Source organism: Brevibacillus massiliensis (genome assembly GCF_000311785.1).
In the GTDB taxonomy this organism is placed as follows: Bacteria; Bacillota; Bacilli; order Brevibacillales; family Brevibacillaceae; genus Brevibacillus_C; species Brevibacillus_C massiliensis.
In genome coordinates this window covers 1-12,450 of the sequence record NZ_HE978554.1, presented here as the reverse complement: position 1 = coordinate 12,450, position 12,450 = coordinate 1, and the positions used below count along the sequence as shown (strand labels likewise).

General features: G+C 47.2%; 19 protein-coding genes. All 19 read right to left on the bottom strand.

The window, feature by feature from the left end:
• Positions 1-255, bottom strand: a complete 255-nt coding sequence (locus HGBM_RS28475; protein ID WP_019123711.1) for a DUF2634 domain-containing protein — start codon at positions 253-255, stop codon at positions 1-3.
• Entirely contained in the window at positions 252-620 is a 369-nt protein-coding gene (locus HGBM_RS24470) for a DUF2577 domain-containing protein (RefSeq protein WP_019123710.1), read from the bottom strand. Before HGBM_RS24470 ends, HGBM_RS28475 begins: the two co-directional genes overlap by 4 nt.
• Positions 620-1,588 (bottom strand): XkdQ/YqbQ family protein, encoded by a 969-nt coding sequence (locus HGBM_RS24465; RefSeq protein WP_019123709.1) that lies wholly within the window; start codon positions 1,586-1,588, stop codon positions 620-622. The genes HGBM_RS24470 and HGBM_RS24465 overlap by 1 nt, the downstream gene beginning before the upstream one ends.
• On the bottom strand, positions 1,581-2,270 hold the full coding sequence (locus HGBM_RS24460; protein WP_019123708.1) for a LysM peptidoglycan-binding domain-containing protein: 690 nt from the start codon (positions 2,268-2,270) through the stop codon (positions 1,581-1,583). The genes HGBM_RS24465 and HGBM_RS24460 overlap by 8 nt, the downstream gene beginning before the upstream one ends.
• A 280-nt stretch (positions 2,271-2,550) precedes the next feature.
• Positions 2,551-2,853, bottom strand: a complete 303-nt coding sequence (locus HGBM_RS24455) for a hypothetical protein (RefSeq protein ID WP_019123707.1) — start codon at positions 2,851-2,853, stop codon at positions 2,551-2,553.
• 17 nt (positions 2,854-2,870) lie between these two features.
• Positions 2,871-4,886, bottom strand: coding sequence for a tape measure protein (locus HGBM_RS28470; protein WP_019123706.1), 2,016 nt, complete (start codon positions 4,884-4,886; stop codon positions 2,871-2,873).
• A gap of 62 nt (positions 4,887-4,948) precedes the next feature.
• The gene (locus tag HGBM_RS24445; RefSeq protein ID WP_019123705.1) at positions 4,949-5,482 is read right to left on the bottom strand and encodes a hypothetical protein; all 534 of its coding nucleotides are present in this window, start codon (positions 5,480-5,482) and stop codon (positions 4,949-4,951) included.
• A gap of 240 nt (positions 5,483-5,722) precedes the next feature.
• Positions 5,723-6,145: a phage tail assembly chaperone gene (locus HGBM_RS24440; protein WP_019123704.1), complete on the bottom strand. Its 423-nt coding sequence runs from the start codon at positions 6,143-6,145 to the stop codon at positions 5,723-5,725.
• A 51-nt stretch (positions 6,146-6,196) separates the two neighbouring features.
• Positions 6,197-6,664, bottom strand: a complete 468-nt coding sequence (locus tag HGBM_RS24435; RefSeq protein ID WP_019123703.1) for a phage tail tube protein — start codon at positions 6,662-6,664, stop codon at positions 6,197-6,199.
• A 12-nt stretch (positions 6,665-6,676) separates the two neighbouring features.
• Positions 6,677-7,996 (bottom strand): phage tail sheath family protein, encoded by a 1,320-nt coding sequence (locus HGBM_RS24430; RefSeq protein ID WP_019123702.1) that lies wholly within the window; start codon positions 7,994-7,996, stop codon positions 6,677-6,679.
• Between the two features lies 1 nt (position 7,997).
• A complete protein-coding gene (locus HGBM_RS24425; protein ID WP_019123701.1) occupies positions 7,998-8,183 on the bottom strand; it encodes a hypothetical protein in 186 nt (61 codons plus the stop codon).
• Positions 8,180-8,605, bottom strand: a complete 426-nt coding sequence (locus HGBM_RS24420; RefSeq protein WP_019123700.1) for a phage tail terminator family protein — start codon at positions 8,603-8,605, stop codon at positions 8,180-8,182. The genes HGBM_RS24425 and HGBM_RS24420 overlap by 4 nt, the downstream gene beginning before the upstream one ends.
• Before the next feature lie 430 nt (positions 8,606-9,035).
• Positions 9,036-9,311: an HK97 gp10 family phage protein gene (locus HGBM_RS24410; protein ID WP_019123698.1), complete on the bottom strand. Its 276-nt coding sequence runs from the start codon at positions 9,309-9,311 to the stop codon at positions 9,036-9,038.
• The gene (locus HGBM_RS24405) at positions 9,311-9,679 is read right to left on the bottom strand and encodes a DUF6093 family protein (protein ID WP_019123697.1); all 369 of its coding nucleotides are present in this window, start codon (positions 9,677-9,679) and stop codon (positions 9,311-9,313) included. Before HGBM_RS24405 ends, HGBM_RS24410 begins: the two co-directional genes overlap by 1 nt.
• The gene (locus HGBM_RS24400; RefSeq protein ID WP_019123696.1) at positions 9,673-10,059 is read right to left on the bottom strand and encodes a hypothetical protein; all 387 of its coding nucleotides are present in this window, start codon (positions 10,057-10,059) and stop codon (positions 9,673-9,675) included. Before HGBM_RS24400 ends, HGBM_RS24405 begins: the two co-directional genes overlap by 7 nt.
• A 5-nt stretch (positions 10,060-10,064) precedes the next feature.
• Positions 10,065-10,238, bottom strand: a complete 174-nt coding sequence (locus tag HGBM_RS30570; RefSeq protein ID WP_019123695.1) for a DUF7210 family protein — start codon at positions 10,236-10,238, stop codon at positions 10,065-10,067.
• Positions 10,239-10,280: 42 nt separating this feature from the next.
• On the bottom strand, positions 10,281-11,333 hold the full coding sequence (locus tag HGBM_RS24390) for a major capsid protein (protein ID WP_019123694.1): 1,053 nt from the start codon (positions 11,331-11,333) through the stop codon (positions 10,281-10,283).
• Between the two features lie 20 nt (positions 11,334-11,353).
• Complete coding sequence (locus HGBM_RS24385) at positions 11,354-11,713, bottom strand: hypothetical protein (protein WP_019123693.1); 360 nt, start codon at positions 11,711-11,713, stop codon at positions 11,354-11,356.
• Between the two features lie 15 nt (positions 11,714-11,728).
• Entirely contained in the window at positions 11,729-12,355 is a 627-nt protein-coding gene (locus HGBM_RS24380; protein WP_019123692.1) for a phage scaffolding protein, read from the bottom strand.
• Between the last annotated feature and the right edge of the window lie 95 nt (positions 12,356-12,450).

Genomic DNA, 12,450 nt, shown 5'->3' with positions numbered 1-12,450 from the left:
TTACGTTGCTTCTGATTGCACAAAAAGAGGACTGAGACCAATTAGTCCTTTTAATTCACTTCCGAAATTAAAGCTGTAAATCAAATAGCGGAATCTTTCTGTACGTAGCATAATGCCAACAGCCTGCTTGACAGCTTCCAAGCCGTCAATCATGCCAGTTATGCGTTTCTTCTCCGGGTCGAGTTTCCACGTTAAAGATGGTTGTTGCTGCTCCTCTACAGGAGCGTTTAAAATGCTTGCACCGGTTGGAATCATGTGTTCACCACCTTGTCCACTATGACGTATTGTTGTCCGCCCTGCACGCGGAAAAGGAGCACTTTATCTCCAACCATTAGCCCACTTCTAATGACAAGGGGCTGAGTCAGTTCCATTGATGTTTTTTTGTTAAGCGTTGTCTGGCCTACTTCGTCGGTATAGTCATGTTCATGTGATATGTCGACTTCATAACGTGTAACACGTTCCAAGATAACGAGAAACTCCCTTGTCAGGGTGAATCGTTGGTCGACAACCACTTCCAGCGGATTGACCTTAGTAACTTCTCCAAACAGAACATTGACCGGGTTTGCAGCGTCTACCGCCTGCATCCCGGCCAACTTGATAACGTCTAACAAACCGGCCATTATATCACCTTCAATTCCAGACTCATGGTCTGCTCTGCTCCATCGAACCGATGGGTACATTCATCGACAAGGAATGGCTGGTTGATTCCGTATTCCTCTATCGCGATAGGGATGTAGCACCCTGCCCTTACGCGCACGTCTCCAATCGCCTCGATCCTCAAGCTTTTTGATTCCCGGTTTTTAATCGCGATGAGCTGTTGTAGCATCTGATTGATCTGTGCCGTGTTCTTGTTCTCATCAACCGACTGATAGAGTTGCAGCACGCCCCATTTGTCGATGTTGCCGCTGTCTTGGGCGACATATACCTCGCGTTTACCGGTTTCTTTGTTATCCTTATAGAGTTTGATTTTGTTGTATGTGTCTTGGTCAATGCTTCTTTTCGTGGTATAGTCGGTCATCAGGCTGCCGTCTCCAACGATGAAATCAACAAGCAAATCCTCAACATTCCAGAGCGAAAGCTCCCCAAAATCATCGAAGAAAACATAGTTCCGGTTCGTATTCCAAAGCGTTAGCACGATTCCCTTGTCGATGATGTCAAGCAATGTCTGACCATCCTCCACCATGGTCGGTATTCTGTAACCGGTGTCCGCTATTTGTCCGACCTTGAGCTTAAAGTCGTCAGCAATGCGTTTAATTATGTCCCCCACGGTTACATTGGCAAAAACATAGGTGTCCTTCGCCAAAAGATACCGAATCTGATCATAGCAGAGAATTCGGACGTTTTCGTCTCTGCCTTCGTCGATTGAAAAGATATAGCCGTAGAAAACGTTATTGTCATTGTAACGGAACCTGACTATATCGCCGTTATTGTACTGAAACGCCTGGGACTGATATATCGCACCTTTGATCAAAGTGAAATCAAGGCTACCCGGCCTTCCGATCCGGCTTGTTTTCCATGTAATTCCCGTGACGATGTTGGAGATGTCCCACACATTTCCGTTTTTATTATCCAGTAGCACCTCAAACATTCGCGGTTCCTCCCGGGAGTTTCAGCACCATGCCCACTGGCAGTTGCTTGAGTTGTGCGTCAGATATGCCGTTCAGTCGCTGAATCTCGCGCCATTTTGAATCGTCGCCAAGAACCTTTTTTGCTACCGTCCACAGATTTTCGCCGGGGGCAAGCGTATGCGTCTTCGGCGTTTGACGGTCATTCTGGCGTGGTTTGGTTCCTTTTCGGATTACTTGTGTTGTAGTCGTCCCGGTTTGCCTTGTGGTCACATTCACGCGCTGCGCCGAATAGAATACGTACTTTTTCAGCTTGAGCGTATATTCAATGTCACCAATGCCTCCTGCGACTTCTTTCCAATCAAAACTTTCAATACTGACCGCCTCGTTGATGTCAAAGCTAGCCCCGGTAAAAACAAAACGGATGGGGCGCCTTGTCTCCATCCATCGTTTGATCATGTCCACGTATTCATATGGTTGTAGCACAACGCTTGCTGATATGAACGGGTAATTCTGCGCCGGGAAAATGCTACTGAATGCATAAGTGGTAAGTTTCGGGCTTTTGATGACATTGATTTCGCCTAAACCTACAATGTCATAGGTTGCGCTATTGCTGCCGTCTCCCATTTCGATGGAACTGGGGTTGATCGGGATTTGAAAGCCTTCTTGTTGGTTATTCCAACTAAGCCAGACGCCATATTCCAAAGTTCATCCCCCTTTCATGAAGGATACCCTCCATCACTGTCGAAATTTGCTAATGTCTGCCAAGACAAATTCATACAGGATGGAGGTGATTATGTTGGCGCAAATCAAAGATTGGAACATTGACTGCGCAAGGGCTCTGTCTTCTTTTCCGAAAACGGGAAGCAAATTCTTATCCGTGACGAGCGTGGGGATGTTGCTCTTGTCAGAGAAAATCCCGAAAACTTCACGATTCACACGGATAATAATGTTTTCATCGCTATCAACGATGCGGAAAAGAAAATTACAATCGCACGGAGATAGCCTGTCCATCTCCAATCAGCCGGGCGTGCTTCAACTCAGCTTTTGCTTGGTCGAGGACGCGCTCGGCTTCTTCAATCGTGATTTCTTGTGCCTTTAACACGCCAATCAGTTCGTCAACCACTATCTTTGTTTCGTAAGAATCCAATTTCCCTGCACTGCCATCCGTAATGACCGCTTTTCTGACTGACGAGGTAATTTCTTGTTCCAATGCATCTGCAATCTTAGAGATGATCGTATCCGCATCGTTCAGATCCGACTTTACCTCCAATACGATTTTGCACATTTCACATTCCCCTTTCATCAGACATTAAGTATACCTCTTGCCGAAGATGCAATTTCTTCATGGAGACGATCGCTGATATTGGCAATAATCTCTTCGATGGAACGGCCGTCCTGCCTTACATGTGTATCTCCAAAGGTAAGTTGCGGTTGCAAGGTGACGAAGTTTTGGATGTTCTTCATTTCGGCCAGTTCGCGCATGACCTTGAGGTCTTCACTGCTGATGTCTACTTTGTCTTTGATCTTGCCGACTTCTCCGACTTTATCGATGCTTCCCAGTTTTGGCACGTTTAGCGCACTATCAAGGGTAGGGGCATTAAATAGTCCGCCGATTGAGTTGAAGGCTGACTGCACTCCATCAGCCGCAAATTTGCCTACTGCACGCCCCATCTTTTGCCCGGCACTAAAAGCCTCGCCGTAATCTTTTTGCTCAAAGCGCATCAACTTAACGACGTCTGCTTCGGTTTTGAGGCTATCACGCGCTTCTTCGAGGTTTTTGAGAATGTTCCCCAATCCTTCTGTGATATTCACTTTCAAACCTGGAATTTTGTTGATGATGTTCTCAATTCCTTTAGCCAGGTTCTCCATCCATTTCAGCGCGTTGATTACTAGGTCGTAGAAAAGTTTTTTCGTAGCGTAGACCGGATCTTTCCACACGTTGATGAAGAATTCTGCAACCGAAAGAACGACGTTGGCGAAAAGCGCAAAACTGTTAGAGAGAAACGCGAACAGAACGCCGAAAATTCCACCTACAAATCCAACTACTTCCGCAGTCGCGTCTCCCCAACGATATAGTGAATAGATGATAAGCCCAATGGCTGCGCCAATGAGTAGAATAGGCCAATTAATAGCCAGCCAAGCTGCAGCTTGTGCGAGTAATGGAGGAACAGCCGCCCACAAAGCTGGAATCATTGCCCATAGCCGCTGAATAATCAGCGCAAGATAAGCTGACCCAATGGCCACAAGAATCGGCTCGATAATACTCCACCCGGATTGCACCGCATTGACAATCCAAATGATCGCATCCAGTATCTGATTAGCAGCATAAGCCGCAGCATGAAGCGCATTGATCATTGATTGCAAAAACGCCGATCCTTGAGTAGAGTTTAGCCATCCACTTAACTTTTGGAATACCGGTTCGAATGCCATAAACGCTTCGTTTTTAAACTGTTGAAACACATCGCCGAACGTCTTAGGCATCGTTTCAAACTTTTTATTGATGTCATCGGCAGCAGCAAAAAGCGCTCCTTTGATAATATCTGCCGTGATCGTACCATCAGCAGACATATCTTTTAGCTCGCCTTTCGTCTTATGGGTAAACTTCGCGATAGCGTCGGCTAACATCGGAGCGTTTTCCATAATTGACCGGAATTCATCGCCTTGAAGCTTGCCTGCCGCCATAGCTTGCGTGAGTTGGTACATACCGGCGATTTGTTCCTCACTCGAGGAACCGCTAACCTTGAACGATTTTTGCATCAACTCAGCAAACCTGACAATCTCGTCATTATTGTTAAACGCATCCCCAGCAAGCAGTCCAAGCTTACTGATGCTGCTTGCCATTGATACAAAGTCGCCACGAGCACGTTGAGCAGCGGCAAAAACGTTGGCTTGGAGATCATCAAGCGTCTGTCCTTTGTCTACAATCAGGTTCAGACGCGCCTGTGTGGAAATGAACGTATCAGACGCTTTAAGCGCGGCTTGCAGCGCTTCTGCCGACAAGTAAGCGGCCGCAATACCGGCTGCAACCTCCTTAATATTACTGAGCAGTCCGCTTGTTCCTGAATTAGATTCGTGTACGGAGCGATTAAACTGTTGTTGTGCTTTGCTCGCTTGATCAAGATGCTGCCTTATACTCGCTTCCGCCGCTGCGATTTGCTGTTTTGCGACAATCAAAGTTTTATCTATTTTCACGTTTTGATTTGCCGCGCTCTGCATTTTGTACATCGCGGAGATCATCAAATTCATACTGCTTGTTATATTTTTCAACGGACCGCTCATTGCATCGAACATTTTCAGCGTCCCACTAACTGTCGTCATCTCATCACCACCTTTCCAGGCAAACAAAAAGCGCCCCTTTGGGGACGCGCAAAATTTTTACATCAAAGTGTGACGGTTTGTGCGGTCGGAAACTTTGATTTTACGAAATTAGCCATTCTATGCGCTTTTGCATAATTTTTAATATCAAAAACCAAGACTTTCGGCTCCAATTCCCCGGAAGGGCAATAATTAAGTACCAAAAAATCTCCCTTAATCTTCTTTTGCCCTACCCCACTTATAGCTCCGACTAGAGTTCCGACTAAGCCGAATGGAAGGATCGTGCCAACAATCGCTCTCCCGATAACAGATTTATCTTTTTTCAACAGATCACTCTTTCTTACGCTTTCAGCAGCCGTAATTTGAGAGTAACTCAACTCGAATGAATTTCCATTCGCTTCGATGATGATTTTCTCATCTGTGAAAAACAAATTTGTCAGGTTATGCTGAGGCACGCTTGGTAATCCATGCATATGAACGGCCACACTATATTCTCTGGCCCCGAGTTTCTTGGCCTTTGATGCCGTCTTTCGGCTGAGGATGAAACCGACCCCGCCAAGAGCAAACAGTAAGATTATTACAACCAGAAATGGATCCACAGAAAAGACCCTCCCTTATCGGCTGTTTTTGCTTTTCATGATTTTACCACATTTTTCATCCGGAGGGTTATTTCCGTTTTATTTTTGCCGCCGCTTTTTTCTCTGCTTCTATGCGAATGTCAATAAGAGCGAACAGCGCCGCCTTTTTGCGATCATCGTAACTCGCCAATTCCCACGGCAATATTCTAAGCTTATGGAGGGCGTAGTAAGCATAATTCCACTCACCATCGCCCTCCTTTATTAGTTTTTTACCTCATCGACAAGATCGTTAATATCTCGGTCAAAACCGTTGATTTCTTGAACCTTTTGGACCAATGCAGCATATTCACCGGCAAGCAGCATCTTTTTCAAAAGGCCCTCCGCGCCAATCACACCATAGGATTTCTGCAACTCGGCGTCTTTCAGGTCCGGAAAGACAACACTGGCAACAGCTACCTTCGCCAGGTATACTTCTGGCTTCGTCTCCGGTATACGCTGTCCGCCTTTTCCTTTTACCATCTGCGTCGAAGCCTTACGAATTTCTTCGTTCTCCGCCTCCGAAAGAGTACGCAATTTCCACGGAATCGGCTTTCCATTTTCGTCCTTAAACCTCTCTGAAACAACGAATTCTTCGGTGATATTAGATTGAACGTTTTGTGCAAAAAAGGCTTGCAAACTACTCATAATACATACCTCCATTTGATCCAATCTGATTTTCATAAGAGAGGGGGCTTATTAGGCCCCCGAGAGCGTAGAGAATTGGTCCAACAGGTCGTAATCTGAGAAGGTGAACGGCATCTCTTCATCCAGCATATCATCGCTGGTTGCATCAAATTTCGCTGCTACCACACTATCAAGGTTACACCCTAGCAAAACAGCCGTCTGCTTTCCTGTGGAGGAAGTCGGGTCTTCATTGATCACTTGAAGATCGAACCAGAAATCATTTCCCGTTTTCACAAAGTCACGCATAAGCTGCCGGAAAACAGACGTGACATAATACACAGTCATGGTTCCAGAGCCAGACCACCCGGCAGAACGTTGCGGCGTGTTGGTTTTGCCCAAGACCGGTACGTCAATTTTATTTTTTTCAATCGTTGCCTCAAGCGACTTCGCATAAAACAACTCTTCGCGTCGTCCGTTGATGGTCGCATAGGCTCGGGCCATCTTGCCGCTGATTGCGTCTTGTTCGCGCATGAACGCCATGGTTTATCCCTCCTACTCAACCGTGATCGTAATGTAGATTTTCGCAATAGCCGATACTGGCTGGACCCATTGGTTAATCACAACAGCATCCACGTCAATTCCCGGCAATACCTCAATGTCGGTTTGCGGGTCAAAGTTTTGGATTGCCGCCACGTTTTGGTACTGCCCTGATACGTTGATGCACTCGGCTTTCAGCAGGTTGCGACCATCTGCATTGTTGGGAACTTTGCCAAGATAGTAGTTGCTGAAAATGCGGAAATAATCATTTGCAAGCCCATCCACAACGCGGACAACCTGGTTATTGCTGAATGATTTGTTTTTGTCCGGCGTAAAACTTGTGAAGGTGTTAATGTCCATTTCCACAATGGCCTTGCCATCGAAGCCAGTAAACAAGAATTCGCCGTTTTTCAAAGCCTCAATGATCTGGCTGTTGGTATACTTCGGCTCAACGTCTACAGCACCATCGTAAGCGTCGGCTGTGAGCGATTGATTGACTTCTGCGGCAGCCTCCGCGCCTGTTACCCATGCGACTGCTTGGTCGGCAGTAAGCTTTGTGCCATCAGCCAATACAACGCCGTTCTTGACGCTGATAATGCCCTCATAATCGGCTATAGGATAGTTCTCAAGAACGCCTTGAATCTTTTTGCCTTCGTCCTCGCGCTGGCGTTTTACAAAGGATACGAATGCATCTTTGATCGTATTGTCCGTAGCTGTAAGGCCGATGACATTGAACTCCTGAACCTCAACAGCACTCCAATAGTCCGCATAATCCTGCGCCGTAGGTGTGCCATCAGCGCCGCTTGTGAGCGGTACGCCCGCAGTGGCTGTAAGCGTTCCTGTACCATTAAACGTTACCCAATCATTTGCTTGCAACTCGTCAGCAGTAGCCACCGTTTGGCTGTCTGCTTCTTCGCCAGAGACAAAAGTTTTCACATCGAATTTGCTGTTATCATCAATGTTTTGGGTAATCGATACAGTAATATCATTACCGCGCTTGCCTCCATATTTGGCTGTGATGGTCAATGATCCCACCGTAGCGGTTGCTTTTGTCCCTTCGTTAAGACGATACAACAGAAGAGTTTTGGCGCGTTTCAATGCCTCGCGTACAAGCAGCAGTTCGGGGGCCATGATGCCGTATCCAAGCGTTTTTGTTGGGTCCTCCCCTGCCTCAATTGAGATAATCTGTTTTGCTGGCCCCCAAGACAAAGGCAACGCCAATGTAGCGATTCCGCGTTCCCCAATCGTGCCGAGCGCTCTTTCCCTGCTCTTAATGTTGACATAAACCCCTGAGCGGACTTTGTTTTGAAAAGTAAAGGTTCCACCTGCTGGCATTCTATTTCACCTCTTTTGACAATGTTTTCTTGAGCAAATCTCGCGCTTGCGCGATGGTGTATGTTTCGCCATCCTTCAAAATTGAGCGAAGAAAGTCTTTTTCCAATCCTGTAAACTGCTTGGAAGCCAAAAACTGCTCTTTGGTAAAGTTCGGCTCCTTTTGAGTCGGTTTTTCCTTTTGACTCACACTTTCACCTCCTCTTTAACCTCAAGGGTTTGCATGTGTGGATAAACGGGTTTCTGTTTCCATACATGCATGCGGTATGTGACGAAAAAGTGCAATACTTCGTCAACGATCTCCCACGACATGTTGATTCCGTTTATCGGCCGGTCGTTTACCTGGACCGTTTCCAACACGCTTGTCAATTGGTCAGCCATGTCGATTCTGTCTTTGTTTGTATCAGCGAAGTAATGCACGTCGAACGGTAGTTCTCGCACGTAGCGCCTGTTCAATTCGTGGGTGTGCGATGGTTCCAAGAACTTCACAAAAAAACAAGGAGTGGTTAATCCCTCCTTGATCTCTTCGCCGTATCTGTCAATGCTAGGAAATGCCTGCTCTAGTGCTTGGAACACACCGGTTCGCACATCCAGAAACGTGACTGGTTGCATTGCATCACCCCTTCTTTGGCGGCCTGCCGTTCATGATGTTGTCCAGCAGTTCGACCATTCGCTTTTCAAGATAGCGCGGCAACTCGCGCTCGATTTCCTGCATGGATATGGTCATCATGAACCGGCCTTCTACCCATTTGGTGAGGTCGCGTCCACTTCTGTGACCGTACTCGACGAATGCAATTTGTTATCCCAAAGGCTTTTTATCCTCTGGTTCTTACGGTTTCCCGCAAGTTCGGCGTACATCATAACAAAAAAAGCCATACCTTATCGTCATGGCCTTTTCGTCCCGGACACTCTTGGGGATATTATTGCTCCCTTAGCGCTCAATCCCTACGCTCTACGGTGGCGGGTGGTGTTCTCGCTTACCACGGTGTTGGCATATATCAGATATTGTCCAATACTTAGCGTTCACCGTTTTTGCCCGGTTTTATATGCCCCATTTCGTTAAGGCATAATGCGTGTTGTTAAAAATCTCAATCTCGTATGCATCGCCTTTTTTCGCAACTTGACCAATTTGCCAACTATTTCGCAATTCGCCAGTATTCACGGGAGTGCGCTTCTTGATCTTTCGTATGGAACGCATCGCCATTTCCATGAGAAAATCGCGGATAAATCGTTCAATCACACGTTCATCCAACGTTTTTTGGAAGGCTCCGGCCAGCTTTTTGAAGTCACCGAAATCAAATTTGCCCCACTTGGCCATTAAGCCCACTCCTTGCGCTGGATACTTATTTCCTGATGGGACGGATATAGGAATGGCTCTCCTGCCTCATATTTGCGCGTTACAGTACCCCGTGTGGCCGCAATCATATCACCCTGCTTGATCTCCAACTCAGGCGCAATAAACAGCTTTGTCTCATACGCAATGTTGTTCTGCGCGTCTGTTTGGTTGTTGGTCCCGAGCGCTTTTTGCGAAATACGACAAGGTTGGTCAATGTAAATGGCGATAGGCTGTTGTATGGTTTCCCCGGTGTCAGGGTCCGTTGCTTTCCCGTAACGGTAGATGGTGCATGTGTCTTCGTATAGTCTCTCAATTTGTCGCCTGTGGCGTTTGTAATTGATCGCTACCATACAAGCCTCCGGTACCGGTGCAAGTCCGCTCGATAGTCGAACACGATCTTATCAATCACCGACTTAGCTGTATTAGTCAACCCGCCACCAGAACCACTACCGCCCGAAACAGAAGTGTCGCCCACTTTGACATTTGCCCCGGCGCTAACACCAATACTGTCAGCAATCTCGTCCACGTTTGGCAGGTCGACACGCAACGCATCTACGACCATCGAGGCCCATACATAGAGAAGGGCATCAGGAATGCCCGTAATGTTGCAGTAATGACGAATGCGATGACCGATCTCCACAATATAGGAGAGGACAATCGCATCGTTTTTGTCATCCGCGAGGCTGAGACGTAACTTGACGATTTGCAACACTTGTTCCTCTTGCGTCATGGGGGTCACCCCTTGATGATTCCTGATTTTACAAATGCTTCTTCATCTTTGCTGTCAATCTCGATTTCTTCACCGATGGCATAACGCTTGCCGTGGTATTTGATATTTTTCAGTAGCTTTACCTTTTGCGCTTTCGGTTTACGTGTTTGTTTCTCCTCTTGTTTTTGTTCGTCAGACACGCTTCACACCTCCATAAAATAGGAGAGGCGTAATGCCTCCCCTTAGTTTCCGGCTACTTTGGCGATGAACACAGAGTCGATTGCCTCGAACGATGGCATGCAGATTTGGCTTACGATAGTCTCGACGTTTACCGGATGCGGTTCCTTGATGGTTGTGACTGCGACACCGGTATTTACAATCTGCACTTCCGCAGAGGTTGCGCCACTCATCAAATCTGCTTCCTCGGGGGTGGTACCATAGTACAGGTTGCCAAGGTTGCCATCTGGAATCAACGTGAACATATCGTCCGGGAAGAACAATTGAGCAGCGCCACCAACTTCCGTAGCGAATTTTTTGTTGTACACCGCTACAGAAATGCCCAATTTTGCAGCAAGATATTGCTGCAACATGGAATCGGTCAGGATGATGTTTTGTCCACCTGCGGGATTCATGTCCAAGCGAATCACATTGTTTGCAAGCAGGTAATTCCACGTTTTACGCGTGCAAATTGCGCGGGCAGGACGAACGCCTGTGTCATTCTCCACTTTATCCTGCCATGTGCGGATGTCGTCAATCGGATTGCTGTTCGGGTCGCTCCATTGATCGGTTCCGGTCAGCGTTTCCGTATGTTCCGCAGGGAGTTCGTAGTTATAGTCATAATTGATCCGGTTTGCCACAATGGAAATTTTACCGGTCGAGAGCAATTGCATGATCATGCGCTCGGATACAACCCGCGCACCATTGACTAGGTTAGTTGCATCGTCGTAAATGCGATTGATAACCGGCATGAGGTATTGCGAGTTGGTAGAATCCATGAGGCGCAGGAGTTCTTGACGTTCTTTCTCACCAACTCGCATAGCTTCGCGGAAGAACGGCATTTCTGTATCAACCTTGGTCAACCCAATCCGGTCACGCAGGGTCGCCTTTGCGTCGAATTCAGATGGTTTCAGCGATACAGGAAGGCCGTTGAATCCCTTGATCCAACTCAGATCAAGGCCAAGCTGTTTGCGTGCTGGGAACAGCGTTTCTCCCAAATAAGGGATACGATTCGAACCATTTTCCTCATAGTACGTGGCAATATTACGGGCATTAATCAGATCGAAAATTGTAGGCATGTGTTATCTCTCCTTTTTGATTACTTAATGAAGGCGACTTGTTTCAGCGCCGATTTTGCATCTTCCGAAGGGGCTTCCGGCAGTTTGTCTACAGCAATAAAGCCGTGGATAATTGCCGCGCCCGGAGCTGGTCCGTAGGTTACATCAGTGTCGTTGAAAAGCACACCCTCCGCAGTTGCATCATTGGCTTTTACTGCCTTTTTGGTGTCGTCAGCGATAAAACCGCCACCGATGATGGTTCCAGCGGGAACGATCTTCTTCCCTTCTGCGTTCGGTGTTACACCGGCATCATCAACGGTTACAGCCAACGCTACATAGTGGTCAGGGAATTTCAAAATTTGTTTCGGTGTGCCATATTGCGTCGTAACAAATTTGCTCATGGTTTCAACCTCCGATTATTTGAAATAGTTCGCTTGGGCCTGCTGCATTGCATCGCCCGTTTGTTTGTTCTGTGCAGCCAATTGCTTACCGAGATTAGGCTGCTGTTGCTCGTTGCCTCCACCGCTGCCGTCCGCTGGCTTCAAACCTCTGAACTGGAATCCTTTGTCTTCTTTTTCCGGCACAAACAAAAAAGCCTTGCTTTGCTGCAGGGCTTTGATTTGGTCGTCGAAACCGGCTTTCACATTGCCAGCCTCGTCCAGTTCGATTTTGGATTTGTCCAGCAGTCCGAGTACAAGATCAGGATCATGTACCTTACCATTCAGCGCCAATTTCAAGGCGGTGTTGGTGCGCAGTTCCTTCAACTCGGCTTCGTATTTCTCTTTGGCCGTTTTGTTTTCGGCTTGCAGTTGCGCGATTTGTTCTTGCAGCACTTTGTTGTCTCCAGCCGACTTTTTCAGGTCTTCGAGTTGTTTGTCGCGGTCTTTTAGGGCGGCTTCCAACGACTTCTTAGCCTCGTTAACCTCATCAAACTTGCTTTTGGGAAACCAATTCCCATCGGATACCACTGCAAGTTTATGATCGCCCGCCTTTTCAGTCACCTGCTTATACAACTCTTCGCCCAACAACTCTTTCAAATCCATCTTTCAACACTCCCGATTAGGTTTTTAGGCTGGTAACCCGCCAGCATTCGGCTTTCGTTCAGTTTTACCCCGAACCTTTAAAGAGGGCAGCAGAA